Here is a 26598-nt window from a genome sequence, read left to right as displayed (position 1 = left end):
CACTACAAAACCACTTCACTTCTCAGTAGTGTAGCCCGCTATTATGAACCACTTAGAAACAAAAAGCAAGAACTATTTTCACTTTCTACTTCTTCATGATCGGCTTTTCGTTTCCTTATCGACCATCGCCTGAGCAACCGCCAAAAACAAAAAACCACTCATAACTGCTCGCCACACCTTCTGCGACTTCCCTACCTCAAACATACCGAAGTACATTCACAACGCTTTGATTTACCTAAAGAATTTGCCGCTTATGCGGTACCCTTCTTGGGGTGTCCTGCGTTGTTTGTTAAGCAGGAAAGATCGAAACTATAGCAAGCCATTTGACCCTTGGCAAGCCTAATTTCCAAAATACTTTACCCAGCCAGCCGTTTTAAGATCCGTAATTACCCTAAGCGCATGATTTGATTAAGAATCGCCTTTTTACGACATTTTTTATAATTTTTAAGCTCGCTCGCATCAGGTGAGTTTTTTGCAGCAAATATGCAACATCAGACGGAACAAGCGCTCGACAATACCCTCAATAAATTGCACCTGGCTCCCCTTTTTTTACCCTTGACGCTGCTTTTTACTGTTGGGCAGCATCCTTGCGCCGTATTAAATGGAAATCGAAGGCAGATCTTTACGCTTATATAGAAGCAATACAGAAAAACTGCCCTGAACCTCAAAGACAGGCAGCGCCCCCTGATAGATGGATTTTCCTATTGATCCAGTACCTTTTCCCGTACGATACTGCGCCATGGGCCTGTTCTGCTTGTCTGCTCCCTGGCCGATGTATTTTTATTTTGCCTTGTTTGCTTGCCCGGCTTTGTTTTCCAGCGCACGCAGCGCTGCGGTTTCTATAACAGCCGGAATCACGTCACCATGATTGCCCTGGGCCACCAGCATAAATTGGCTATCGACACCCCGCTTGCGTAACCAGGCATCCAGTTGGCGCGCACTGATCTGCTTATTATTATTGCGCTTTTGGATTCGGGCAAGACGCTCCGGGGTGATATTGGGATTGGCCCTGGGATTTTCCTCATATTCACCTTGCAAAATCGTGACAGACAGGGTGTCCTTATCGTTATAAGGGAGCACGCCCCTATATATAGCAGCAGAATCTGTAGCAGAAGAATCGCGAACTAACGCGTCACCCTTGCCCGGTTTCACCGCCAGTGTCCGCACATCGTTCAGGATGGCGCCGTTGCCCCACCATAAAGAAGGACTGCCTATGACATATTGATCAAATGCACTCGGGTGGTTAAGTAATACATAGAGAGCAAACAAGCCGCCGAAGGAATGGCCAGAAAGAATCTGATGTTTCGGGTCGGTCGCATACTGCTTCTCTATATAGGGCCTGACCTGGCTGCTGACAAAATCGTAGAAATTTGCCGCACCACCACCGGCAGCAAACGCCTCACCGGGCGTGGCGTAGGTGTAGTCACGGGTACGCGCCGCAAGTGGGTATGCCCTTGCCACGGGATATCCCAAGCCGACAATGACGGGCAGGCTCGTTGACGACTGCGCATTGCCTGACATGGCAGTCCATTTTTTACCTATGGCATTGATTGCAAGCGGAAACTGGGCATTGCCATCGAGCACATAGAGCGCCGCAGGCAGGCGCTTGTCAGCTGGAGCAGATCGTGGGGTTGCCACCAACACGCGGTATGCGTGCGTCTGCCAAACCATGTCCTGATATCTGATGTGATAGAGCTTGCCGGCCGTGGAAACAATTTGCGGGATTTGCTGCACTGGCTGAGCCCAGCTGGTTTGCGCGCCAAGGGCACCCAGCATGACGGCGCAGGCAAAACGGAGCTGACACAACTGCGTCTGCCCTAAAAAACGGCCAGATAAACGTCGCTTCAGTTTCTTCAATATCATTGTGTTGTCTTAATCGCTCTTTTTCTGATTTGAAGGGCGCCCGATCGCGGCCGGCCACACCCACAAGTCTGCCACGATCTGAGCGAACGCCAAAACGCCGGGCACGCCTGGGTAGACGGTTGCACCGGCGCCTGGCGCCAGCGTTAACGCGCCTTGATTAACGACAGAAATTCCCGACGCAGATCCGAGTCATTCAGAAAAGAACCACGCATCACGCTATTGATCATGCGTGATTCCATATCCCTGACGCCGCGCCACTGCATGCAAAAGTGATCGGCATCCATGACCACCGCCAGGCCGTCCGGGTTTACTTTCTTCATCAACAAATCTGCCACGTGCTTGACGGCCTCTTCCTGGATTTGTGGGCGTTCCATCAGCCAGGCAACCAGTCTTGCATATTTTGACAGGCCAATGAGATTGGAATGCTCGTTGGGCATGATGCCGATCCAGACTTTGCCCATGATGGGGCACAAATGGTGAGAGCAGGCGCTGCGCACCTGAATCGGCCCGACAATCATCAGCTCATTGAGCTTTTCGATGTTGGGGAACTCGGTCACTTGCGGAGCCTCGGTATAACGGCCGACAAAGACTTCACGCAAATACATTTTTGCCACCCGCTTGGCGGTTTCGTTGGTGTTGTGATCGCTCTCGGTGTCGATCACCAGACTGGAGAGCACCGCCTGCATTTTTTCTTCCACTTCCTGCTGCAGCAGCTCGAGCTCGCCGGGTTCGATAAAACGGGCGATATTGTCATTGGCATGAAAGCGGGCACCGGCCTGGCGAATACGCTGGCGGATCCGCGTGGAAATATAACCCCTGTCATCGGGATGCGTCGCCTGCTCCGATTGTTGCTCGTTGTCCTTATTTATGTTGCTATCACTCACGACACTTGTCCTTGTCTGAAATATGAACCTGATCCAATGCATTATGATACTGTTTATCATGAACCCCTGTGTGCCGGCCGTCGCTTTGCGCAGACATCTCATGCTAAGCTGACAGCACCAACCACGAAACCGTAGCAGACGAAAATAATATGAGTGGACACATTCTGATCAACGTAACACCGTTTGAAACCCGCGTTGCCCTGATAGAACACGGCGTCGTTCAGGAGATTCATCTTGAGCGCACGCGGCAGCGCGGTAAAGTCGGCAATATTTATCTGGGCCGGGTCGTACGGGTACTGCCCGGCATGCAAAGCGCCTTCGTCGATATCGGGCTGGAGCGCGCTGCATTCATTCATATTGCAGACCTGCGCGAAAACCGCGCCGTACGCAATACCGGCATTCCTTATACGCAAATTGAAAAGCTGCTGTTTGAGGGGCAAACGCTACTGGTGCAGGTAATCAAAGACCCACTGGGAAACAAGGGGGCACGGCTTTCGAACCAGATCAGCATCGCCGGTCGCATGCTGGTGTATTTACCCTACGACAATCATATCGGCATTTCGCAAAAAATTGAATCTGAGGAAGAACGCAACAGCCTGAAGGAACGGGTCACCGCCCACATGCCAGCCAACGAAAAAGGCGGCTATATTATTCGCACCCAGGCAGAAGGCGCAAGCGACGATGAAATCGGGCGCGACCAGGAATATCTGGCCCGCCGCTGGTCCATGATACAAGCCGCTGTCATGACGCAGGCAGCGCCTTCCCTGCTTTATGAAGATCTGACTCTGGCGCAGCGGGTCTTGCGAGACATGGTCAGCCCGGAAACCGAATCCATCGAGATCGACTCTCGCGTGACCGTGCAAACACTGCAGACCTGGGCCGATATTTACACGCCAGGCATCTCCAACAAAATCAACCACTATCACGGGGAGCGTCCCCTGTTTGACACGGCCAATGTAGACGAAGAGATCAAGTCGGCCCTCTCGCGCCGGGTAGACCTGAAGTCGGGTGGTTATCTGATTATTGATCAGACCGAAGCGCTGACCAGTATTGATGTAAATACAGGCGGCTTTGTCGGAGGACGCAGCTTTCACGACACCATTTTCAAGACCAATCTGGAGGCCGCGCATGCCATAGCACGCCAGCTGCGTATTCGTAACCTGGGCGGCATTATTATTATCGACTTCATCGATATGGACAATAAAGACCATCAGGACGCGGTACTGACCGAATTGCAGAAAGCCCTGAGCCGTGACCGCACAAAAACCACAACTAACGGTTTTTCACCGCTCGGGCTGGTGGAAATGACGCGCAAACGCACCCGCGACTCGCTTTCTCACCAACTGTGCGAGCCCTGCCCGACCTGCGACGCGCGCGGTCAGATCCAGACGCCACAGACCATGTGTTACAACATCATGCGCGAGATTTTACGGGAAGCCAGACAATTTAACCCCCGGGAATTTCGGCTGATTGCCTCCCAAGGGGTAATTGATCTGTTTCTGGAAGAAGAAAGCCAGTACCTGGCTACGCTGGGCGACTTTATCGGTAAACCGGTTACCCTAGAAGTGGACAACCGGTATTCCCAGGAAATGTACGATATCGTCCTGATCTGATCAGGACCCATTGCAGAGACGGTCAGCTATGACCGGGTTGAACCCGGGCCTGCATCTTGATGATCCGATCCTCAAGATGAGGCGAGGTTTCCAGCGCAATGAGCGGTGTATTGCTTTCTTCACTCTGTTCAAAGCGCAGGCGGATACTCTGGCCATCAAACGTGGCCGGGTCTGCTTCGATTTCAATATATTTTTGCAACAGGGCATCAATCGAGGTCTGGGCAGTATCCAGAAAGTCATTGATGTTGTCATCGTTCGCATCCTTGAATGCCTGTTCGATGGTTTTGGACAGATCCCAGGTAAAAAACATCAATGCATTGGGCCCTTTTACCTCGGGATGTTCATATCCCCAGAAAGCGCCCTGGCTGGGAGAGGATTGGGTCATAATATATCTCAAATACAAATAATAGGTAATGGAATCAGTATGATATGCAAAACTGCACGGCTAATTCAAGTGCCATCAGCTGTCACGGAACTGCATGTTATATAAAGATGCGTACAATCCGCTATTTTTCAAGAGCTCGGTATGATTTCCCTGCTCGACGATGCGCCCCATGTCCAACACGAGGATACGATCGGCATTCTGCACGGTGGAAAGGCGGTGTGCAATCACAAATGTCGTACGTCCCTTCATCAGGGTTTCCAGCGATGCCTGCACCTGCCTTTCGGACTCGTTATCCAGGGCTGAGGTGGCTTCGTCAAGAATCAGGATGGGCGCATTCTTGATCAGGGCACGGGCGATGGCCAGACGTTGACGTTGCCCGCCCGAGAGCCAGGCACCATTTTCGCCAATGGGCGTTTCCAGCCCCTGTGGCAGCGAATTGACATACTCGAGCAAGTTGGCCGAGGCCAGCGCTTCCCGTATGCGATCCTCGTTGGTGTCGCCGAAAAAGCCGTAAGCCACGTTCTGGGCCATAGTGCCTTCAAATAGCACCACGCTCTGGCTCACCAGCGACAATTGTGAACGCAGGCTCTCCAATGTGAAATCAGCAATATTGGTGCCGTCCATCGTAATCTGTCCGCTGACCGGATCGACAAACCGCGGAATCATATTGACCAATGTGGTTTTCCCACTGCCTGAACGGCCAACAAACGCAATGGTTTCACCCCGCTTGACGGTAAAGGAGATATCGCTCAGGGTATCGCTGGTGGCATCGGGAAACCGAAAGTTCACGTTTTCAAACGAGATGCTACCCAAGTTGTCGGAGTTCAGGATTTTTTTACCAGTGTCGTTTTCCTGGGTGCTGTCGATCAAAGTAAACACGCTGTCGGCCGCCACCAGCATTTTCTGCATGCGCGCAGCAACATTGGTCAGCCGCTTGACCGGATCGAAGATTTGCGCCAGAGCCGTGAGAAACGCGGCAAATGAGCCGACCGTCAAGGCGCCGGTGCTTCCCTGGTACAGCGCGGTTGCAATCACAATGCCTACGGCAAATGCAATACTCAGTTGGGTAATGGGTGTCATGGCGGCACTGGCAATGGCCGAGCGCATGGCAAACCGGCGCAGCCCGCTGTTGACCGACAGGAATCGCCCGCGCTCAAAATTGTATCCGTTAAACAGTTTGACCACGCGCTGGCCTTCAATGGATTCCTTGACGACCCGGGTGAGCTCTGCGTTGATATCCACCGTCTTCATATTGATGCGACGCAGACGCTTGATGAATATCCTTGTGGTAATGACGGAAATGGGCATGATGATGAAAATAATCAGCGTCAACTGCCATGACAAATACAGCAACATGGCCAGCAGCGCAATCACCACTGCACCATCACGCACCAGAATGATGCACACCTCGGTGGCGTAGTCTGTAATATTACCGGCATCAATGGTGAAGCGATTCATCAGTCTGCCCGTGTCGCCTTTCTGAAATTCACCATCGGGCATGCCCAACAGCTTTTCAAACATATCCTTGCGGATGCCCAGCAACATATTGTTGGCAATCCAGGCCAGCAGGTAATCGCTCAGAAAGTTCAGAACGCCGCGCACCAGAAACAGCCCCACGACTGTGAGCGGGATGGACCAGATATAGTGCGGCTTGGCGCCATTGAAACCCTCGTCAAGAAGGGGTTTCATAATATAGGCCAGCGCGGGCTGGGTGACGGCCGCTACCGACACCAGCACCAGCGCTGCCGTCAGGGCCTGCCAGTAGTCGCCGACCCTGGCGTAAATACGTCGAAACACGGTTTTGCGGCTACCGCTTTTGAAAGAGTTATCCAATCTGGGTACCTTATACTGTCATTTTCTTACTGTTCATCCCCGGGATTTTACCGGTTTAGACCGGTCTTGCGTGCCTGTTTGGCTGGATCATCGGGAGAAGTTTGCCGCGGCAACATGAAAACCACGCTAAAATCCGGAGCATGAAAAACCTAGAACGTGTTTACATCCGGCTGCCAAACTGGATCGGTGACGTTTGCATGTCCAGGCCTGCGATCGAGGCAGCGCTGGCCAGCGGCCTGACTATCGTGGCCTGCGGCAAGCCATGGGCCCAGGCCCTGCTGGCAGACTTGCCCGGCCTGCAGTTTCTGGCGCTAAGCGGTCAGTGGCGCCAAGACCGTCAACGCATCAAAGCCCATCGCAGCGCTCATCCGGCTGCCGGGCGCAGTGTGGGGCTGCTGCTGCCCGATTCGCTGACCAGTGCACTGGCCTTCCGCCTGGCGGGGCTGCCGTGTGCAGGCTACCGGGACGATGGCCGCTCTCTGCTGCTCAAGTGGGGCTTTGCCAAACCATCGCAAACGTTGCATGCCGTGCAATCGTGGTATTGGCTTACCCGCGAGGCATTTGCCCGGTGGGGGTTAACGCTGGCCGCACAACCGGCAGACAGCCTGTATTTTCCCTCCAGCGCAGAGGCCGTTGCTGCCGCGCAAGCGGCATTGTCTTCGGTTCATGCAACCGGTACGCCGGTCCTGATCGCGCCAACGGCCACCGGCGAGCATAAGGGTAGAAATAAGGTATGGCCGCACTTTGACACGTTGACGCGTCAGTTGCAGGCCCAAGGTTATACTGTTGTCATGTCGCCGCCGCCCAATGAAGTTGCCCAGGCCCAAGCCAATGCGCCGACTGCGACAGTGCTTCCCGCACTGGATCTTGCCGCCTTTGTTGCATTACTTCGGCAGTGCAGTCTGGTCATCTGTAACGATTCGGGTGTGGCCCACCTGGCTGCGCTGACCGAAACGCCCCAGCTTACCCTGATCGGGGTCACCAACCCCACGCGTACCCGCCCGTGGACGCCCCGCGCGCACCTGCTGGGCAGCTATGGACACTGGCCGTCGGTCGACGATGTGCTGGACACAGTCAATCAATTATTGCGGAACGAATAGAACATGTTCAGTTCACTGATCAATCTTGTTGTACCCCTGAACCTGTGTATTTTCCTGATGGTCGTGGGGTTTGTGCTGTGCCTGATTCGCTTTAAGCGTAGCGGGCTGTCACTTATTTTTGCCGGCATACTGTGGGTACTGATCTGGTCCCTGCCCGTTACCTCCATCGTGTTTGGAGGAATTCTTGAAAACAGTTATCCGCACCGTCCTACCGCGCAATATCCGACCGCGCAAGCCATCGTCGTGCTCGGTGGCGCTACGGCCAATAATCGCATCAACTGGTTTGAACCGCTGGAGCCTGACTCCAAGATTGCCCGCGTGGACACGGCCGCCGAACTCTACTTCCAGCATAAAGCGCCTCGCATACTGGTCTCGGGTGGCGCGTTGTCGGGCGACGTGAGCGAAGCGCGCGGCATGGCGGCCAGGCTCAAAACCCTGGGCGTGCCGGCCGAGGACATTATTCTTGAAAATGAGAGCCGCACCACGCATGAGAATGCCGCACTCACCGTGCAGCAATTGCGGGACCACCAGATCCGTTCCATTTTACTGGTCACTTCTGCCCTGCACATGCCCCGCTCCATGGCCTCGTTCAGTAAATATGGCTTGGAAGTCACCGCCGCGCCTAATCCGGCCCAAATCACTATACCGGACGATAAGAACTTTTCGCTTTTCATCCCCAATGAACGGGCCTTGGCCGGCAGTCGCTCGATTCTCAAAGAGTATGTGGGTGTATTGGTCTATTGGTTGCGCGGCTGGGTGTAATGCAGGGCGGCTGACCGCAACTGGGCATTTTCCGGAGAAAGCCTCATCAACACTGATGACGCCTGCAACGATAAGCAGGAATTTGCCTAGCAGATGGTAGACCATGAAAACGGATCAATAAGGTCAGCCGCAACTGAGCACGGCCGTGGAGCCGTCATTACCACAGGCCTGGCGTGAAGTACATGCCTTCAAGTGCCCGCTCTAAGCAGAATAATATAGGTGCTTGGTATTGAAATTAGCTGTGACTATCTGTTTATTTAGACGTCCGGCTTGATTTTTCCATTCTACTTTCAAGCGCCTCACCCAATAGAGCCATTGCGTGCAAAATAGGTTCGGCCATCTTGCCAAGCTCAGAGACTGAGTACTCAACTTTTGGCGATATTTGCTCAAAATCCTTCCTGATGATGAGGCCATCTTCTTCCAGTTCGCGCAATTGCTTTGTCAGAGATCGAGCAGAGACTGGCCCCAGACAGCGAGACAATTCCCCAAATCGTCTGGGCCGCTCAAGTAAGAACTGGATAATCAGGACTTTCCATCGACCGCTGAGCACTTTTAGCGTTGTTTCAACTGGGCAGCTCGCAGTTGTTCTTAATGCTTTTGTTACCATTTTTTCCCCAAAAATTCGTCATGTGCACACAGGCAGTATCACCGTGGTAACTACTTGTTGTGTTGACCGACACCGACTATATTGGAACTGTTCTGCAAATTAAAAGTTTACAGAATCAGACACTTTAAATTTCAATCTTTAGGAGCTGCACATGTCTGCTACGAACGGTATGCTTGATCCCGATGACTCAGTCATTTTACTCATTGACCACCAAAGTGGACTATTTAATACAGTTAGAGACGTGCCTGTTCCAGATTTGCGACACTACGTTACTGCGATCGCAAAAACTGCGACGCTTTTGAACATTCCGGTGATCACGACGGCCTCGGTGCCTGACGGTCCCAACGGTCCACTTATCCCGGAAATTCATACCCACGCTCCCCATGCCGTTTATGTGCCTCGTACCGGTCAAATTAACACGTGGGACAACCCGTTGTTCGTTAAAGAAGTTGAAAAGACCGGACGCAAAACACTGATCATTGCCGGCACGCTTACCAGCGTCTGCATGGCGTTTCCCGCAGTCAGCGCAATTGAAGAAGGCTACAAAGTCTATTGTGTCGTGGATGCTTCGGGTAACTGGAGTAAATTGGCAACTGACGCCACTATTGCGCGCGTTGCTCAGGCCGGCGCCATTCCTACGGACACGTTCGCCATTGTCGCTGAACTGATGCGTACATGGAACAGACCTGAAGGATCCCGTTTTGCACAGATTCTTGCCGAGCATGTATGCCCCGAGTACAAATGTCTAATGGAAAGCTTTGATAAAGCTCAGGAAATTGCAAAGAATGGGCCGGAAACGAAGTTGGATAAATATCAATAATTATGAGCAGCGGGCGGACGTGATCTTTGATGATGTGATGTAAAACGTTCGCCCCCGACCGCCTGGTTGCCTCTTCTGTGCTAACCGGCCCTGATGAATAATATCTTCTGCTAATACTATCTTCTGCTTTTAGGCGTTTCAGATACTCACCCAGCAGATATCATTCATCAGTTTTTTCCCGACCCACTCTGCGTAACGTTGCCAAGGATGTCCAACGGTGCAGCCGCGTTACGAACGCGCCGGATCACCGGGAAATGTCTCATTGGTAAGGTCAGGATCACTTTTAACATGAGCCCTGGGTTCAACGCCCCCCCATGTTCCGTAGCATACGTATGCCCGTCGCGCGTCAAGCAGAAGCCCTGGTTACCCACGACGGTAAACACCAGAGCGCGCTAAGCGCGGGCTTCGCGGGCCCGTTTTTTGGCTTCACGACGCATCTTTTTCCATTTCTTGAATTTGCCGTAAAGACGTCCGGCCAATGTGTCTCTGGCGTAAAACAGCCGATTGAGCAGCCATTTGCCACTACGGTTGGACACGGCAATGCGGTAGATATTTTCCGCGTCACCCTGCGGCTTGTTAAAGCCATAGGCGTCAGTCGTGAAAAAATAGCGAAAGCCCAGATCCCGGGCCGCCTGCTTGTAATCTTCGTCGAAATATCCCTGAGGCCAGCAGATAAAATCGTCCTGCTTGTTAAGTCGCTGGGCGATCAGCCCGCGGCACAGCGCCAGCTCTTCACTGATTTTTTCGATTTTTTCTTCACGGCTTGAGGCAACCTTGTCCCAGCGGGTATGCGTGTGGGTATGCGAGTGGATCTGCATAACGCCGCTGGCATCCATTTCCTGCAATTCGGACCAGCGCAGAATGACCTTGTCCGTTTCGCCGGAAGCCACCAGATGCTTGGACTCCTCATGCACGAACGCAGCCGGCAGGTCTGCAAGGCTGGCATTCGCAGTGGTCGGGCGCGGTTCCCCTTCTCCCACCCACCCGGTGACGACAAACAAAACCCCCGTCATCCCATACTTTTTCAGTAACGGATAGGCGTAAGTGTAATTATTCAGATAACCATCATCAAAAGTGATCAACACCGATTTGTCGGGCACCGGCGCGCCGTTCAGGTAATCGGCAAATTGCTCGATCGTCAGCGAACGATAGCCCGCGCCCTTCAAGGCAGCCAGTTGGCGCTCAAATACATCGGGTTGCACATTGAGAGGGCTTTTGAGCGGATGCACATGGTGATACATGAGCACCGGAACATTTTTTGCATTGTCTGTCATGATTTTTCATCCAGCCATTTGCAGTAAACGGCTTCGGTATTGATGGCCAGCATTTCCGGAGAAAACACAGCTTCATCATAAAGCCATTTATGCGCGGCGCGGCTCATCTGCGTGCGTAATGCCGGATTTTGAATCAACGTATCAAGCGCCTGAGTAAGCGCGGCGGCGTCATGCAGGGGGACCAGGATACCGGTTTCGCCGTTTCTGAGCATCTCGGAAACACCACCGACATCGGTGCCCACGACCGGCAGACCGCTCATTTGCGCTTCCACGTATACCGTGCCCGAGGCCTCCTGTTCGGTAGCCAGGGCAAATATGTCGCTGCCGGCAAGCAGATTGGGTACGTCCTTTCGGTAACCCATAAGATGTACGCGCTGCTGCAAGCCACTGTCGGCAATATGCTTGTCGACTTTTTCAAACGTTGGCGAACCGGCGCCGACCAGCACCAGATGCAGATCCGGATAGCGTTCAAACAAGGCCTTCATGCTGTCGATGAGAAAGATGTGACCTTTTTTTTCACGCATCACCGCGACACAAATCACCACGATCGCCGAACTGCTCAGTCCCAGTTCCTCGCGCAGCGTCGATTGCGCCACGGGCGCAGGCGGCTCGACCGGGGAATAAATCGTAGCCACTTTTTCTGGCGCAACACCCTTGTCCAGCACCATTTGCCGCACATGGTTGCTGACCGTAGCGACCTTGTGCGGCAGCCAGGTATAGGACAGCAGCGAGCCAATGGGAATGGCCAGATGCCGGGTACGCACAATGAGCGGGGTGCCGGCAAGACGCCCGGCCAGCGCGGCGATCAGCGTATCCTTGCGACTGTGCGTGTTGAGCACATCAAACCGTCCTTGGCTCAGGATTCGGCGAATCGCGGCGACCCCTTTGACAAAATTGACGATCCCACCCATGGGAACCGTGTGCACGACAAATCCTTCATCACGCATGCGCGCCACCAGTTGGGCTTCTGGCCGGCAGATCAGCTCCATATGGTGCCCGCGCTTGCGCATGGCGCGCATTTCCTTGAAGATACGGTGCTCCTGTCCGCCAAAAGACACCGCCGCTTCGGAGTGCACGATGCGTAGCGGTCTGGTCGTTTTCTCAACCGCTGTTGCAGGGGATGCTGCCGCTTGCGGCACGTCCTGGACGATCGGTGGTGTGGCGGATGTATTCACGAATAGCTTACCTCTACGGAGCCGGACTGCTGATGTTCCCGCAGTCGTTCGAACAGGCTATCGGCCATGCGCACGCGCCATTCCTCGCCTAGTTCAATGTCGCATTTATAGCCCTGACGGGCAGAAACATAACTGAGCTGCACCCGCACGCCGGGGATACCGTTCTCGGGCTCGGCCCGGTACGGATTGAGCAAAGACTTGAGCATGCTGACCGACATGCCATCTGCAATTTCGATCTGCAGGCAGCGGGCCCGCTCCTCGCGTGCCTTTTGCAAATCGTACAGGCTGTCTGCACTAATGCGCAGCCCGCCATTGAAGCGATTGACCTTGGCCTTGATCCGCGCGATAACCAGGTTGTCGTTTTTCAGAATGTGGCGATTCAGTTCATACACGCTGCCCGGGCACATGATTTCCACCTGGGCAGAGCCATCGTCAAGCAACAGGAAATACAACCGATCATCGGCTTCGGGCTGGCCTGGGCTCTTGCGGTTACTGGCAAAGAATCGCTGCCCGATCAGCACGCCTGCCACCCATTGCGCATCGCGTGACTCGTTGATGCCAGACAGTTTGGTGGGCGCAAACCGGCGCACCTCGTCGCGCCAGACATCAAACAGATGATGACTGAAATAAAAGCCGAGCGCATTCTTTTCTTCGATAAGTTCGGTATGCAGATTCCAGGGTTGCACACGGGCCATCTGATCCTGCACGATGGCGCCCGAATCGTCACCGAACAGGGAGACCTGATCGGCACTGCGATCGGCCTGTTCTGCCGCGTCGATGGCATGCGTCAAGGCTGCCAGCAGCGCGGCACGGTTGCGTTCGAGTTCGTCGAACGCGCCGGCGCGAATCAGCGCTTCCATGGTACGGCGATTGACGGTGTGGCGATTGACGCGCTTGCAGAAATCGTACAGGTCCAGAAACGGCCCGCCTGCCTCGCGTGCCCGAAGAATCTCTTCGACGGCGCCCTGCCCGGTTCCCTTGACTGCCCCCAGTCCAAAGCGAATGGTGCGCGGCGGCTTGCCTGCCCGCATGGCATCATCTTCCACTGGCTCGAAACGATAGACCGATTCGTTGACATCAGGCGGCAGAACGGCAACGCCATTGTCCAGCGCATCGCGCCAGAAAATCTGCACCTTGTCGGTGTCGTCCATATCCGAAGACATGGTCGCGGCAATGAATTCGGCGGGATGATGCGCCTTTAGCCAGGCCGTCTGATAGGAAATGAGCGCATAGGCCGCCGAGTGACTTTTGTTAAAGCCATAACCGGCGAATTTTTCCATCAGGTCAAACAGGCGCACGGCCAGGTCGCCGTCATAGCCTTTTTCCACCGCACCTTTTTCAAACAGCTCCCGGTGCTTGGCCATTTCTTCGGCCTTTTTCTTACCCATGGCGCGGCGCAGCAGATCGGCGCCCCCCAGACTGTAGCCACCTACAATCTGGGAAATCAGCATCACCTGTTCCTGATAGACGATAACGCCGTAGGTACTGCGCAGCGTAGACTCCAGCGAGGGATGGAAATAATCGACCTCAGCGCGTCCGTGCTTGCGGTTGACGAAGTCATCAACCATGCCCGACTCCAGCGGACCGGGACGATACAGCGCCAGCACGGCAATAATGTCTTCAAACGTATTGGGCAGCAGCTTTTTGAGCAGCTCTTTCATGCCCCGGCCCTCGAGCTGGAATACCGCTGTGGTATTGCCCTCGCACAAAATGCGATAGGCTCCGGGATCGTCCAGCGACAGCGACATGATGTCAAAGTCGCGCATGGCCGGATTAAAGCGCCGGACATAGCGCACCGCCCAATCCAGAATAGTCAGGTTGCGCAATCCCAGAAAGTCGAACTTGACCAGGCCTGCAGCCTCTACGTCATCCTTGTCGTACTGGGAAACCACACTGGTATCGGTGCCAGGCTGGCAATACAGCGGGCAAAAATCGGTCAGCTTGCCGGGTGCAATCAGCACGCCGCCGGCGTGCATGCCGACGTTGCGGGTCAGCCCTTCCAGCGGTCGCGCCAGATCAACAATCGCCTTGACCTCTTCATCATTCTCATAACGACGCCGAAACTCAGGCTCTTCTTCCAGCGTTTTGGCCAGACTCCAGGGGTTGGCCGGATTGAAGGGAATCAGTTTGGACAGGCCATCACACAGGGAATAAGGCAGCTCCAGCACCCTGCCCACGTCGCGTACCACCGCCTTGGCCCCCAGCGTACCGAAAGTGGCAATCTGGCTGACCGCGTCGCGCCCGTATTTTTCCTTGACGTACTCAATCACCTTCTCGCGGTTATCCTGGCAGAAGTCAATATCGAAGTCGGGCATGGAGACCCGCTCGGGGTTCAGGAACCGTTCGAACAGCAAGTCGTAGCGCAAGGGGTCAAGATCGGTAATGCCCAAGGCATAGGCCACCAGCGAACCGGCACCGGAGCCGCGCCCCGGCCCCACCGGCACGCCGTTCTGCTTGCCCCAGTTGATGAAGTCCGCCACGATCAGAAAGTAGCCGGGAAACCCCATGCCAATGATCGTCTTGCATTCCAGTTTGAGCCGGTCCTGATACGCGGGCCGCGCCTTTTCGCGCTCCTGGTCGTCCGGGTACAGTTGCTTTAACCGTATTTCCAGGCCATCTTCGGACAGCTTGACCAGATATTCGTCCAGAGAGCTGTTGTCGGGCGTTGGGAAATCGGGCAGATGCGGTTTACCCAGTGACAGCGTCAGCGAGCAGCGACGGGCGATTTCGACGGTATTGGCGATGGCCGATGGCACATCGGCAAACTTGCTGGCCATCTGCTCCGAACTGAGCACATACTGGTCTTCTGAAAAGCGGCGAGTGCGCGCCTTGTTGCCCAGCAGTTCGCCATCGGAAATACAGACGCGGGCTTCGTGCATCCGGAAGTCTTCCGGCCGGGTGAACTGTACCGGATGGGTGGCAACAACCGGCAGATCCAGACGGGCCGCCAGTTGCATGGCCAATTGCACATAGCGCTCATCGGCTTGCGGGCCGGTGCGCTGCAGTTCAATAAAATAGGAACGAGGGAACCACGCGGCCCAGCGACGTGCCAGCGCTTCGGCCTGGTCTACCCGCCCGGCGAGCAATGCCTGGCCAACGTCACCAGCCATGCCACCGGAAAGCAGGATCAGCCCTGGCTGGTTTTCCAGCCACTCGCGCTGCAATTCCGCCCTGCCCTTGTACTGATTGGCAGTCCAGGCGCGCGAGAGCACCTCGCACAAGGCCAGATAACCCTGCCGGTTCTGCACCAACAACAGCGCACGAAATGGCTTGTCGCGGTCCTGCTCATTGGCCAGCCACACATCGCACCCGGCAATGGGTTTGATACCCTTGCCCCTGGCTGCCTTGTAGAACTTGATCAAGCCAAACAGATTGGATAAATCGGTCAGCGCAATGGCCGGTTGCGAGTAGGCAGCAGCGGCGGCCACCAGTTCGCTGATACGCGCAGTCCCGTCCACCACGGAAAATTCCGAGTGGGTGCGCAAATGGACAAATGAGGGAGAAGCATCTACTGAAGTCATAAGCTATTGTATCAACGATTAAGGCTTTCCCAGGTTTTTTGCAAACGCCGTACCGACACCGGCACCGGGGTGCGCAACTCCTGCGCAAACAGAGCCACGCGCAGTTCCTGGAGCATCCAGAAAAAGTCATCCAGCCGTTCATCGGCCTGGCCTTTGAGCGCGCTGCGCATGCGCTGGTAGTTGAGCACCAGCGGCGCCATGTCCTGCATCAGGCGGGCATCGCGCGCCGGATCGCTGCGATATTTGTCGATCCGCGCCGACGCCGCCTTCAGATAGCGCGGATAATGGCCTCGCCGACTGTGTGGGTGATCGGTCAGAAATTGCGCCGTCATGAAGGCGCTGGCGCCGGCCACGATATCGTCGTGCAGCGTCTTGGCCGAAGAACGTACCGAGACCAGTTTCTTTTGCAGTGCTGCCCATTCTGTCAAGGTGGCCAACGCCAGCCGGGCCTCTTCCTGAATCAACAAGCCGATGCGGCCCTTGGCATCCAGGCGACGCGCTTCGAACTGCTCGGCATTGGCCGGCAGAGGCTCGGCCAGGCAGGCCTGTCCCAGGGCGGCTTCGACAATCTGATCCCGCAGGCTCTCCTGATTCATCAACGAAACGGCCAGCATGCCCATGCGCGTGAGCTCCGGAATGGATTTGGCCAGTTGCTTTAACTGGTCTTTCATGGCAATGCGAAACAGGCGCAGCAACCCCTGTCGATGCTTGCGTGCAGCAATATCGGGGTCATCGAAAACATCAATGGCGCAGCTTTGCCCCAGATCCACCAGCGCCGGGTAACCGATGAAGACTTCATTCTTCTTGCGGATTTCCATGATTTCCGGCAACTGGCCGAAATTCCATTGCACGATATCGTCCTGGCTGACCACCTGGGCCACCGATTTGTCACGACTGACCATGGACTGAAACGATGCCTGCGCAGCCGGTGCATGCTCGGCCTTCAACTGGCTCAGGTTACGCCCGGCCGAGAGCATGCGACCATGCTCATCCACCACCCGGAAGTTCATGAACAGATGGGCCGGCAACGTTTCCGGCTTGAAGTCGCTGGTGGCCACGCGAATTGTCAGCTCATCACGAATATCATCGGCCAGCGCCACCAGCAACGAGCGGTCCGGATTGGCGGCCTTGTCAAACCAGCGTTCAAAGAACCCCTGGGCATAGTCGGGCAACGGCACACAGTGACGCCGCAATTTTTGCGGCAGCGATTTGAGCAGATGGAGTACTTTTTCCTTGAGCATGCCCGGCACCAGCCATTCGCTTTGCACCGGATCTACCTGATTGAGCAGAAACACCGGGATGGTTGCGGTCACCCCGTCTTTGGGCGAACCGGGTTCGAAATGATAAGACAGGGCCAAAGACATGCCCTCCCATTCGGTGCGCTTGGGAAAGACGTCCGAGGTAATCCCCGATGCCTCGTGACGCATGAGATCTTCCCGGTTCAGCAGCAATTGCCGGGCAGCCGCCTGGTCCAGCTTGCCGTACCAGTTCACCAGCGTCTGCGTCTGGCACACATCGGCAGGAATCTGTTTATCGTAAAAGGCGAAGATCAGTTCGTCGTCGATCAGAATATCGGGCCGTCTGGCCTGATGCTCCATTTTTTCAATTTCCCGAATGACCTTGCCGTTATGTTCGATAAACGGCAGCGTAGCGGTAATCTGGCCGTCAACCAGCGCCTGCCGGATAAAGATCTCGCGCGCTTCGGCCGGTGCGATGCGTCCGTAATTGACCTTGCGACCGCTATAGACCATCAGGCCATAAAGCGTGGCTCGCTCGTTGGCCAGCACCTGCCCGCGACTGGCATTGAATGCCGGGTCGGACCAGTGTTTCTTCAGCAGATGCGCTCCGGCTGACTCGATCCAGCGGGGGTCTACATTGGCAATGCACCGTGCAAACAGACGGGTGGTTTCCACCAATTCGGCAGCGACAATCCATTTGCCGCTTTTCTTGATCAGCGCCGAACCGGGGTGAACCACAAAACGGATATCGCGCGCGCCCTGATACTGGGCGCTCTCCTCGCTTTTGAGACCGATATTGCCCAGCAAGCCGGTCAGCAACGCGCGGTGCACCTGCTCAAACGTGGCTTCGGTCGTGTTGACACGCCAGCCCTGCTCGCGCACCAATTGCAGCAACTGCGTGTGCACATCATGCCATTCACGCAAACGCAAGGGCGAGAGAAATTCACTGCGCAACTGAGTAACCAGTTTGCGCTGCGAGCCCTTGTGGCGTACCGCATCCTCATACCAGTTCCACAATTTCAGGTAAGACATGAATTCGGACTTGTCGTCGCGAAAGCGTACATGCGCCTGCTCGCTGGCTTCGCGCGCATTGAAGGGGCGCTCGCGCGGGTCCTGGATGGACAGGGCTGCCGCGATAATCAACAACTCATGCAGGCAATGCTGATCGTTGGCAGCCAGAATCATGCGCGCGATGCGCGGATCCAGCGGCAATAATGACAACGTCTTGCCGATCGCAGTCAAGGCATTCTGTTCATCCAGGGCGCCCAGTTCCTGCAACTGGTTATAGCCATCGGCTACCGCTTTGCCTGCGGGCCGATCGACAAATGGGAACGATTCGATATCGCTCATGCGCAGCGCTTTCATGCGCAGGATAACGGCGGCCAGTGATGATCGCAGAATCTCCGGATCGGTAAATTTCGCGCGTTGTGCAAAACCCTCTTCGTCGTACAGACGGATACAGATGCCCGGGCCGATACGGCCGCAACGCCCGGCACGCTGGTTGGCAGAAGCCTGGCTGATGGGTTCGATCTGCAGTTGCTCGACCTTGTTGCGCCACGAATAGCGTTTGACGCGAGCCAGACCGCTATCGACCACAAAACGAATGCCGGGCACCGTGAGCGAGGTTTCGGCCACGTTGGTGGCCAGGATCACCCTGCGCTGATTGGTATCGGGACGGAAAATACGTTCCTGCTCCTGCTGCGACATGCGGGCAAACAACGGCAGTATCTGGGTGCTGGGGGGATGGTGCTTGCGCAGCGCCTCGGCGGCCTCGCGGATTTCGCGCTCGCCCGGCAAAAATATCAATATGTCGCCGGCACCATGAGCAGCGCACTCGTCAACCGCAGCCACAATGCCGTCAACCAGCTCTTTCTCGCCATCGCGATCCAGACGCCGCGCTTCGTTTGCTGCCGAGCGTGCCGGCTTGGCCTCGTCTTCGTCATCCAGAAAATGCACCGGGCGGTAGCGCACTTCGACGGGGAACAGCCGACCCGACACTTCTATAACCGGCGCCGGTTTGCCACTGGCATCGGCAAAATGCCGGGCAAAGCGGTCTGCATCAATAGTTGCAGATGTGATAATCAGCTTGAGATCGCGCCTGCGCGGCAACAGCACGCGCAAAAAGCCAAGCAAAAAGTCAATATTCAGGCTGCGCTCATGCGCTTCGTCAATAATGATCGTATCGTATTTGCGCAGCAACGGATCTTTTTGCGATTCAGACAGTAAAATACCATCTGTCATCAGCTTGATCGCGGCGTCCGGACCGGTCCGGTCGTTAAACCGGATCTGATAGCCAACCAGCTCGCCCAGTGGCGTATTGAGCTCTTCGGCAATCCGACGGGCAACCGAGGTCGCGGCCAGCCGCCTTGGCTGGGTATGGCCAATCAGGCGTGTGCGGCCCCGCCCGGCTTCAAGGCAGATCTTGGGCAACTGCGTGGTTTTGCCCGAGCCGGTCTCTCCGCTGACGATGATGACCTGGTTTTCCTGCAGCGCCTGGGCGATTTCATGTCGTCGCTCACTGACAGGCAGTGCTTCCGGATAGGTGATGGGCGGGATCTCGCGTGGCGCACGCACAGGACGCGAAGGAGTGTCCTGGCGCGCATTCTGTGGTTTCTTTGCCGTATCAGCGGCCCGATCTTCCTTTTTTTTCATACAATTTCAATCTGTTCATTCAGCCAACATTATAATTTTGGCAGGCCGCATATACATAAGATAGCGGTATTTCACATCAATTCAAGGAACCCATACCACCGTGACCATTGCCCCTGACCCCGAAACCTATTCTGCACAAGATGCACCTGAATTTGTTCCCGCACAATTTGTGCGATGGTTTCGCGATGTCGCTCCCTATGTGCACACCCTGCGCAATAAGACATTTGTGGTTGGATTTGGTGGCGATCTGATCCAGGCCGGCGCGCTCAATGCATTGATTCAGGATCTTTCCCTGCTTACCTCACTAGGGGTGCACATTGTACTGGTTCACGGCTGCCTGCCCCAGGTAAACGAACAGTTGCGCCTGAAAGGCTTTTCCTTCCAGTTTGGGCGTGAACCGGAACCCACCTCTGCCGAGGCGCTGGAATGCGCCAAGGAAGCGGCCGGTGAAATCCGGCTGGACATCGAGGCCGCGTTCAGCCAGGGACTGCCCAACACACCCATGTCCAACGCCCAGATTCATATCATTTCGGGCAACTTTGTCACGGCCCAGCCCATCGGCGTGATCGACGGCGTTGATTTTCGCCATACCGGCAAGGTGCGCAAGTTCGATCTGGAAGCCATGAAAAAAGTATTGTCCCACGGTGGGGTGGTGCTGCTCTCGCCAATTGGCTTTTCACCGACAGGAGAAGCATTCAACCTGGCCATGGAAGACATTGCCACCAGTACGGCGGTTGCCCTGCGTGCCGAAAAATTGATTTTCCTGACTCAAAACCGCATGTTGCGCGACAGCCTTGGCCAGATTATCACGGAAATTGCACGCGAAGATGCCGAAGCGATGATTCGTGAAGGCTCACTTGACGTGGATACACGCAGTTATTTGTCTCATGCCGCCAAAGCGGTCAAACGCGGTGTGGCCCGCGCTCACTTGATTCCATTCGATCTGGATGGCAGCATTCTGCTGGAATACTTCACCCATGATGGCGTTGGTACCATGGTGGTCGAGGACACGCTGGATGACTTGCGCACCGCCACCATTGACGATATTGGCGCGATCGTGCAACTGATTGAACCACTGGAGGCTGATGGCACCCTGGTGCCCCGTGGGCGCCATGTGATTGAACGCGACGTAGAACGCTTCACTGTCCTGGAGCACGATGGGGTTATTTATGGCTGTGTCTCGCTCAACCCGTTTCCCGCAGATCAAATGGCGGAAATGGCCTGCCTGATCGTCAATCCCGAATGGCAGGGCTCCGGTGAAGGAGAAATCCTGCTGCGCCACACTGAGGCACGTGCACGCGCCATGGGCATGAAAAAGCTATTTGTACTGACGACACGCACTTCGCACTGGTTTATCAAACGCGGCTTTGTACAGGGTACGATCAGCGATTTGCCCCAGGAAAAGCAAATGAACTACAATCGTAGTCGCAACAGTCATATCTTTATCAAAAAACTTTAAGCGAGAATTGCCATGGCCCGAATGATTCAATGTATCAAACTGAAAAAAGAGGCCGAAGGTCTGGACTATCCCCCCTATCCGGGAGAATTGGGCACCAAGATCTGGAACTCAATTTCCAAGGAAGCCTGGCAGCAGTGGACTGACATTCAAACGCGTATTGTCAATGAGAACCGCCTGAACCTGGCTGATGCCCGGGCCCGTAAATATCTGCAGCAGCAAATGGAAAGTTTTCTGTTTGACGATGTGGATGTCGAAGCCCAGGGCTACGTGCCGCCTTCAGCCTGAAGCATTTCCGACAGCATCACATCTGTAATGCTGTGCCACGTATTGCACACGCAATAACGACACTTTGACCGGGCCTGGCCCGGTTTTTTGTGGCCGGCCCGACACCGCAAGAGCCCCTTCTTTGACGCTTACCGGCGCATTGCATGCGCCCTTGGCCATGAGCTTGGCTGCTTTGCTGCCTGCAGATACGCCGGCAGGCTTGTCTGCTCAGGTGTCTGCGGATATACAGTAGCGGTTTTCATGGCAAAAAAAACTCCGCATTTTCATGCGGAGTCATTTTATTATTGCTGCCTATTAATTATTGGATATTGCTTATTGGACATGGCTTACTTGGTATTGCTTCCTGGATATCGTTCATTGGCTATCTTTATTGGATGCCGCCGATTGCAGTCCGTTTTCAATACCCGGGGAACTGACGGATGAAAAATGTCAGTTGCCTTGGTTAGATACCTCGGCTGAGGCTGGGGGCGCAGGGGGTTCTTCGTCGCCACGCGCCATGGATTCCACATTTTTTACACTGGTGTGGCGGGCGTCTTCTCCCTGCACCAGATAAATGACCCGCTCTGCCATATTCTTGGCATGATCGCCAATCCGCTCCAGGGCACGGGCAATAAAGATCAAGTCTATACATGCCGTGGTGGTGCGCGGATCTTCAATCATGTAGCTGCTCACCTCACGCAAGATGCTTTTCCATTGCTTGTCGATCTTTTTGTCGCTGCGCACGACATCGGCCGCCAGAATGGCATCCTTGCGTGCAAAGGCATCCAGACTACGATTGAGCATTTTCTGAACGCCAACGGCAAAATGAGTCATATCCACGATGGGCTCGTAGCGGTTGGGGCTCTCGTACAGACGACGCGCCATTTTGGCGATTTTTTCGGCTTCGTCTCCTGAGCGCTCCATGTCCGTGAGCATTTTGGATACCGATATCACCAAACGCAAATCCACAGCCGTGGGTTGTTGCAGCGCGAGGATCTGGGCAATCGAATGGTCAATGTCCATCTCCAGGCGATTGACTTCCTTTTCCCGCTCGAATACCCGTTCTGCCACGGTCAGATTACCATCGGCCAGAATCAGCATGCTGTCTTCGATCATTGCCTCTACAAGACCACCCATGCGTAAGAAACGAGAGCGGATATCTTCGAGTTCCGCATCAAAGCGGGTGTTGGTATGTTGTGCCATGGCGATGCCTGCAATAAGAAAGATAAGAGAAGTTTAAGACCGTTCAATGACAGGAATATGACATCAGCGCTCGCGAATGTCTACCCCCTGCTGCTTGGCAACCATTACCACGGTTGCCGGCTCAAGCGCAAAGAGACCGCAAGTGACTACGCCGGCAATCGCGTTCATGGTTGTTTCCATCTCACGGGCATCAGCCAGACGCATGCCCGCGACATCCAGTATCGGATTGCCATTATCCGTAATAAAGCCGGCACGCACTGTTGCGGTGGCGCCTAGTGCCGCAATTTTGCGCATCACAATAGGTACCGCCATGGGAATCACCTCAAGCGGTATGGCAAAGCTGCCCAGCAGATCCACGCATTTTGTTTCATCCACGATGCAGACAAACCGTTCGGATGCAGCAGCTACAATTTTTTCCCGTGTGTGCGCCCCGCCACCGCCCTTGACCATCTGCAGCAATGGGTTGATTTCATCGGCGCCATCCACATAGACCGGCAACGGTTTGTTGGTTTCGGCCAGGTCCAGCACCTGCACACCCTGCTCGCGCAAACGCGTTGCGCTACGCTCTGAACTGGCAACGGCGCCGGCAAATTCATTTTTGTATTTTGCCAGCTCATCAATAAAAAGATCAGCCGTCGACCCCGTGCCTACGCCGATTACAGCATCGGCACCAAAAAAAGGCCGAATGTACCCGACTGCAGCCAGTGCGACGTCGCGTTTCAATTGTTCCTGAGACTTCAGTTCCATGATCCTACCTGTTACGAGAGATGAGCAGCAAAAGTGCTTTCGGCAAACCCGAATGTGGTCGCACCGTCGGCAAACATCGTGACCGGGCGCTTGATCAGTGAAGGAAATTCTGCGGCCAGCGCCAGCCATTGCTGTTCGGTGGCCGGTGTTTTGCGATCTTCGGGCAAGCCACGCCAGGTCTGGGAGTTGCGATTGATCATCAATTGCGCCCCGCCTGCGGCAGCGGCCCAGCTCTCTAGCAGCGCGCTATCGGCCGGCTCATCTCGATAATCGGTAAATTCAACCTGCTGGCCCCGTTCCTGCAGCCACTTGCGCGCCTTTACGCAAGTGCTGCAGCGTTTCAGCCCGTATTGGCGTATTACACTCATTGCTTTGCTCGTCCCTGAAAATAATTGGCAACAATCACGAATGTCCCCACAAGCAGGATCATCAGGGTTGCCAGCGCGTTGACTTCCGGTTTTATGCCGAGCCGCACGCGCGAAAAGACTTCGATCGGTAAGGTAGTATAGCCCGGACCATTCAGGAAGGAGGCAATAACCACATCATCCAGGGACAATGTGAAGGCCAGCAGCCAGGCCGATACCAGTGCGGGGGCAATCAGCGGCAAGGTGATGGTAAAGAACACCCGCAATGGTGCCGCCCCCAGATCCAGCGCCGCTTCTTCCAGCGATCGGTCCAGTTCACGTACACGGGACTGAATGACCACCGACACATACGCTACACACAGCGTAACATGGCCCAGCCAGATGGTGAAAATGCCATTGCTTTCGGGAAAACCGGTAAGGTTGCGGATTTCGATAATCATCAACAGCAATGAAATACCCAAAATGACATCTGGAATAACCAGGGGTGCATTCAACATGCCGATATACAGACCAAACCCCTTGAACGGCCCCTTGCGCGCCAGCACATAACCGGCCCAGGTGCCGATGATTACCGCTGCGGTCGCGGTCAGAAACGCAATACGCAGCGATAGCCAGGCAGCACTGAGCAAAGCCCGGTCCTGTGACAGGCTCTGGTACCAGCGCAGCGAGAAGCCTGACCAGCTGGAAGCCAGCGCCGACTCATTAAATGAAAAGACAATCAGGCTGAGAATGGGAATATATAGAAACAGCAGGCCTGCTCCCAGAAACAGCCACTTGAGCCAGATATTGTCCTGTTTCATGCGTCCCGTCCTTTCAGGGCCCTGGCCTGACTGTACTGGAATATCACAAGCGGAATAAGCAGGAAAAGCGTCATAGTCACGGCCACTGCGGCAGCCACCGGCCAGTTGGTGTCGGTAAAGTACTGATCCCACATCAGGCGACCCATCATGTAAGTATTGGTTCCTCCCAACAGCTCAGGAATCACATATTCACCCACCGTCGGAATAAATACCAGCATGGCGCCGGCAATCACCCCAGGAACCGACAGCGGCAGCGTAATGGTGACAAATGCCTTCCACGGACGCGCGCCAAGATCATAGGCCGCCTGCAAAAGACGCCGGTCCATCTTGACCAGGTTGGTGTACAGCGGCAGGATAAAAAACGGCAGGTAGGTGTACACCAGACCGATATAGACCGCCATATCGGTGCGGTAGATCTCTATGGGCGTTGAGGTGATGCCGGTCCACATAAGAAACTGGTTCAGCAAGCCTTCGTTGCGCAAAATACCGATCCAGGCATAGACGCGCAACAGCAGTGAAGTCCAGAATGGCAGGATGACCGCCAGCAATAGCAAATTGCGCTGGCGTGGCGCCGAACGGGCGATATAGTACGCCATCGGATAGCCGATAAGCACACACCACACCGTGGTGACCAAGGCCATTTTCAGCGATTTGAGATAGGCGCCGATAAACAGCGGATCGGTCAGCAACAGCAGATATCCCTCAAAATGCAGGGATAGCCTCAACACTTCGTCCTCGATCTGTACTAGCGGTCCATAGGGAGGAATACCAAACGTGGACTCTGAAAAACTGATTTTCAGGACGATGAAAAACGGCACCAGCAGACACAGCACCAGCCAGATATACGGCGGCAAAATGGACCACGCACGCTGGTCAGGGCGATAGTTGCGCAGCGAATGCAACGGTTTCATGAGGGCAGCACCGTTGCGCTGTCTGGCCCCCAGGTTACATAGACCTCATCGTCAATACCAGGGGCATTTTCCTGCGCCAGTTCTATGCCAGGCACACTGGCCTCGATGATCTTGCCGGCATCCAGGCGGATCTGATAGAGCGTATAGCTGCCCATCCAGGCCACGTGCGTGACAATACCGTGTCCGATATTGGTTTCGTCATCGGGCTGATCGATCAGCACACGAATCTGCTCGGGGCGAATGGACACGAACACTTCCATGCCCAGTGGCTCGCTGACGCCGTGATTGACAAACAGGGGACGCATCAGTTCATCGCTTTCGATCACGATATGGTCCGGCTCATCGACCACGATCGTACCGGTAAAGATATTGGTCGATCCAATGAACCCGGCGACAAAGCGCGAATTCGGAAACATATAGACTTCTTGCGGGGTCCCGGTTTGTACAATCTGCCCCTCGGTCATGACCGCAATGCGGTTGGCCATGGTCATGGCCTCTTCCTGGTCGTGGGTCACCATGACACAAGTGACGCCGACCTGGTCAAGAATCCGCACCAGTTCGATTTGCGTCTTCTGACGGATCTGTTTGTCCAGTGCCGACATGGGCTCATCAAGCAGCAATAGTTTGGGACGCTTGACCAGGCTGCGCGCCAGCGCCACACGCTGCTGCTGCCCGCCTGACAGTTGCGAAGGCTTGCGCCGTGAATAGCCCGCCATTTGCACCAGGTCCAGGGCAGCGAACACGCGATCATGAATTTCCTGGCGATCAACGCCTTCCTGCTTCAACCCATAGGCCACGTTGGCTTCTACGGTCATATGAGGAAACAGCGCGTACGACTGGAACATCATATTGACCGGCCGCTTATACGGTGCGATACCGGTCAGATCAGTCCCGTCCAGCAGGATCTTGCCCGAGGTTGGCGCTTCAAAACCGGCCAGCATGCGCAGCAGGGTTGACTTGCCGCAACCCGAACTGCCCAGCAACGCAAAAATCTCGTTGCGCCGCACCGTCAGATTGACCGACTGCACGGCAACGGTGTCACCGAAAATCTTGACGACATCAACCAGCTTGACGAATTCATCCGCGTCGCTGGTTGCCGCCGACAAATGCCGCTCGGCCATC

The 26598-nt window shown here is 55.0% G+C and carries 21 protein-coding genes; 6 read left to right on the top strand and 15 right to left on the bottom strand.

The features are described 5' to 3' along the window. Window positions 1–780: 780 nt before the first annotated feature. Window positions 781–1863 carry an alpha/beta hydrolase gene (locus tag EV681_RS18955; RefSeq protein WP_128396915.1) on the bottom strand — a complete coding sequence of 361 codons (1083 nt, stop codon included), beginning with the start codon at window positions 1861–1863 and terminating at the stop codon, window positions 781–783. Window positions 1864–2006: 143 nt separating this feature from the next. Continuing rightward, entirely contained in the window at window positions 2007–2747 is a 741-nt protein-coding gene (gene folE, locus EV681_RS18950) for a GTP cyclohydrolase I (protein ID WP_128396916.1), read from the bottom strand. A 149-nt stretch (window positions 2748–2896) separates the two neighbouring features. Here folE and rng point away from each other — a divergent pair, with 149 nt between their 5' ends. Then, complete coding sequence (rng, locus tag EV681_RS18945; RefSeq protein ID WP_128396917.1) at window positions 2897–4360, top strand: ribonuclease G; 1464 nt, start codon at window positions 2897–2899, stop codon at window positions 4358–4360. A gap of 22 nt (window positions 4361–4382) precedes the next feature. Here the strand turns inward: rng and EV681_RS18940 are convergent, their stop codons facing one another. Together EV681_RS18940 and msbA are read right to left on the bottom strand one after the other, a co-directional pair. Next, a complete protein-coding gene (locus EV681_RS18940) occupies window positions 4383–4745 on the bottom strand; it encodes a hypothetical protein (protein WP_014751176.1) in 363 nt (120 codons plus the stop codon). A 75-nt stretch (window positions 4746–4820) separates the two neighbouring features. Continuing rightward, window positions 4821–6578 (bottom strand): lipid A export permease/ATP-binding protein MsbA, encoded by a 1758-nt coding sequence (msbA, locus tag EV681_RS18935; RefSeq protein WP_130304856.1) that lies wholly within the window; start codon window positions 6576–6578, stop codon window positions 4821–4823. Between the two features lie 140 nt (window positions 6579–6718). Between msbA and EV681_RS18930 the strand changes: the two genes are divergently transcribed. Together EV681_RS18930 and EV681_RS18925 are read left to right on the top strand one after the other, a co-directional pair. Continuing rightward, window positions 6719–7678, top strand: coding sequence for a glycosyltransferase family 9 protein (locus EV681_RS18930; protein WP_130304855.1), 960 nt, complete (start codon window positions 6719–6721; stop codon window positions 7676–7678). 3 nt (window positions 7679–7681) lie between these two features. Beyond that, window positions 7682–8440: a YdcF family protein gene (locus EV681_RS18925; RefSeq protein WP_128396920.1), complete on the top strand. Its 759-nt coding sequence runs from the start codon at window positions 7682–7684 to the stop codon at window positions 8438–8440. 253 nt (window positions 8441–8693) lie between these two features. Here EV681_RS18925 and EV681_RS18920 read toward each other — a convergent pair whose 3' ends face one another. Further along, window positions 8694–9047, bottom strand: coding sequence for a winged helix-turn-helix transcriptional regulator (locus EV681_RS18920; RefSeq protein WP_130304854.1), 354 nt, complete (start codon window positions 9045–9047; stop codon window positions 8694–8696). A 151-nt stretch (window positions 9048–9198) separates the two neighbouring features. Here EV681_RS18920 and EV681_RS18915 point away from each other — a divergent pair, with 151 nt between their 5' ends. After that, window positions 9199–9867 carry an isochorismatase family protein gene (locus tag EV681_RS18915; protein ID WP_130304853.1) on the top strand — a complete coding sequence of 223 codons (669 nt, stop codon included), beginning with the start codon at window positions 9199–9201 and terminating at the stop codon, window positions 9865–9867. Window positions 9868–10259: 392 nt separating this feature from the next. Here the strand turns inward: EV681_RS18915 and EV681_RS18910 are convergent, their stop codons facing one another. The 4 genes from EV681_RS18910 to hrpA are packed head-to-tail and all read right to left on the bottom strand — an operon-like array spanning window position 10260 to window position 19727. Then, window positions 10260–11141 carry a polysaccharide deacetylase family protein gene (locus tag EV681_RS18910; protein WP_130304852.1) on the bottom strand — a complete coding sequence of 294 codons (882 nt, stop codon included), beginning with the start codon at window positions 11139–11141 and terminating at the stop codon, window positions 10260–10262. Then, window positions 11138–12280: a glycosyltransferase family 4 protein gene (locus EV681_RS18905; RefSeq protein ID WP_165393140.1), complete on the bottom strand. Its 1143-nt coding sequence runs from the start codon at window positions 12278–12280 to the stop codon at window positions 11138–11140. Before EV681_RS18905 ends, EV681_RS18910 begins: the two co-directional genes overlap by 4 nt. A 32-nt stretch (window positions 12281–12312) precedes the next feature. Beyond that, on the bottom strand, window positions 12313–15837 hold the full coding sequence (gene dnaE, locus EV681_RS18900; RefSeq protein ID WP_130304850.1) for a DNA polymerase III subunit alpha: 3525 nt from the start codon (window positions 15835–15837) through the stop codon (window positions 12313–12315). Window positions 15838–15848: 11 nt separating this feature from the next. Then, on the bottom strand, window positions 15849–19727 hold the full coding sequence (gene hrpA / locus EV681_RS18895) for an ATP-dependent RNA helicase HrpA (RefSeq protein ID WP_130304849.1): 3879 nt from the start codon (window positions 19725–19727) through the stop codon (window positions 15849–15851). A gap of 79 nt (window positions 19728–19806) precedes the next feature. Between hrpA and argA the strand changes: the two genes are divergently transcribed. Together argA and EV681_RS18885 are read left to right on the top strand one after the other, a co-directional pair. Further along, a complete protein-coding gene (gene argA, locus EV681_RS18890) occupies window positions 19807–21186 on the top strand; it encodes an amino-acid N-acetyltransferase (protein WP_423191225.1) in 1380 nt (459 codons plus the stop codon). Window positions 21187–21198: 12 nt separating this feature from the next. After that, window positions 21199–21471, top strand: a complete 273-nt coding sequence (locus tag EV681_RS18885) for an oxidative damage protection protein (protein ID WP_128394599.1) — start codon at window positions 21199–21201, stop codon at window positions 21469–21471. A 429-nt stretch (window positions 21472–21900) separates the two neighbouring features. Here the strand turns inward: EV681_RS18885 and phoU are convergent, their stop codons facing one another. The 6 genes from phoU to EV681_RS18855 form a co-directional block, all read right to left on the bottom strand. Beyond that, window positions 21901–22653 carry a phosphate signaling complex protein PhoU gene (phoU, locus tag EV681_RS18880; protein ID WP_128394600.1) on the bottom strand — a complete coding sequence of 251 codons (753 nt, stop codon included), beginning with the start codon at window positions 22651–22653 and terminating at the stop codon, window positions 21901–21903. A 63-nt stretch (window positions 22654–22716) separates the two neighbouring features. Then, window positions 22717–23394: a ribose-5-phosphate isomerase RpiA gene (gene rpiA / locus EV681_RS18875; RefSeq protein WP_165393139.1), complete on the bottom strand. Its 678-nt coding sequence runs from the start codon at window positions 23392–23394 to the stop codon at window positions 22717–22719. 17 nt (window positions 23395–23411) lie between these two features. Next, the gene (locus EV681_RS18870; protein ID WP_130304848.1) at window positions 23412–23768 is read right to left on the bottom strand and encodes an arsenate reductase family protein; all 357 of its coding nucleotides are present in this window, start codon (window positions 23766–23768) and stop codon (window positions 23412–23414) included. Then, window positions 23765–24565: an ABC transporter permease subunit gene (locus EV681_RS18865; protein ID WP_130304847.1), complete on the bottom strand. Its 801-nt coding sequence runs from the start codon at window positions 24563–24565 to the stop codon at window positions 23765–23767. The genes EV681_RS18870 and EV681_RS18865 overlap by 4 nt, the downstream gene beginning before the upstream one ends. Continuing rightward, window positions 24562–25476 carry an ABC transporter permease subunit gene (locus tag EV681_RS18860; protein ID WP_128394604.1) on the bottom strand — a complete coding sequence of 305 codons (915 nt, stop codon included), beginning with the start codon at window positions 25474–25476 and terminating at the stop codon, window positions 24562–24564. Before EV681_RS18860 ends, EV681_RS18865 begins: the two co-directional genes overlap by 4 nt. Beyond that, window positions 25473–26597, bottom strand: coding sequence for an ABC transporter ATP-binding protein (locus tag EV681_RS18855; protein WP_130304846.1), 1125 nt, complete (start codon window positions 26595–26597; stop codon window positions 25473–25475). Before EV681_RS18855 ends, EV681_RS18860 begins: the two co-directional genes overlap by 4 nt. Between the last annotated feature and the right edge of the window lies 1 nt (window position 26598).

The sequence above is a fragment of the Advenella incenata genome, from assembly GCF_004217095.1.
GTDB lineage: Bacteria > Pseudomonadota > Gammaproteobacteria > Burkholderiales > Burkholderiaceae_B > Advenella > Advenella incenata.
Note: the sequence above shows the minus strand (reverse complement) of the source record. Positions and strands in the feature narration are given on the sequence as shown.

Coding starts and splice junctions, on each gene's coding strand:
- EV681_RS18920 (WP_130304854.1), bottom strand. CDS start 9,047: ATGGTAACAAAAGCATTAAGAACAACTGCGAGCTGCCCAGTTGAAACA.
- EV681_RS18910 (WP_130304852.1), bottom strand. CDS start 11,141: ATGACAGACAATGCAAAAAATGTTCCGGTGCTCATGTATCACCATGTG.
- rng (WP_128396917.1), top strand. CDS start 2,897: ATGAGTGGACACATTCTGATCAACGTAACACCGTTTGAAACCCGCGTT.
- EV681_RS18860 (WP_128394604.1), bottom strand. CDS start 25,476: ATGAAACCGTTGCATTCGCTGCGCAACTATCGCCCTGACCAGCGTGCG.
- EV681_RS18885 (WP_128394599.1), top strand. CDS start 21,199: ATGGCCCGAATGATTCAATGTATCAAACTGAAAAAAGAGGCCGAAGGT.
- EV681_RS18940 (WP_014751176.1), bottom strand. CDS start 4,745: ATGACCCAATCCTCTCCCAGCCAGGGCGCTTTCTGGGGATATGAACAT.
- EV681_RS18925 (WP_128396920.1), top strand. CDS start 7,682: ATGTTCAGTTCACTGATCAATCTTGTTGTACCCCTGAACCTGTGTATT.
- dnaE (WP_130304850.1), bottom strand. CDS start 15,837: ATGACTTCAGTAGATGCTTCTCCCTCATTTGTCCATTTGCGCACCCAC.
- EV681_RS18855 (WP_130304846.1), bottom strand. CDS start 26,597: ATGGCCGAGCGGCATTTGTCGGCGGCAACCAGCGACGCGGATGAATTC.
- hrpA (WP_130304849.1), bottom strand. CDS start 19,727: ATGAAAAAAAAGGAAGATCGGGCCGCTGATACGGCAAAGAAACCACAG.
- EV681_RS18870 (WP_130304848.1), bottom strand. CDS start 23,768: ATGAGTGTAATACGCCAATACGGGCTGAAACGCTGCAGCACTTGCGTA.
- EV681_RS18915 (WP_130304853.1), top strand. CDS start 9,199: ATGTCTGCTACGAACGGTATGCTTGATCCCGATGACTCAGTCATTTTA.
- EV681_RS18865 (WP_130304847.1), bottom strand. CDS start 24,565: ATGAAACAGGACAATATCTGGCTCAAGTGGCTGTTTCTGGGAGCAGGC.
- EV681_RS18930 (WP_130304855.1), top strand. CDS start 6,719: ATGAAAAACCTAGAACGTGTTTACATCCGGCTGCCAAACTGGATCGGT.
- phoU (WP_128394600.1), bottom strand. CDS start 22,653: ATGGCACAACATACCAACACCCGCTTTGATGCGGAACTCGAAGATATC.
- EV681_RS18955 (WP_128396915.1), bottom strand. CDS start 1,863: ATGATATTGAAGAAACTGAAGCGACGTTTATCTGGCCGTTTTTTAGGG.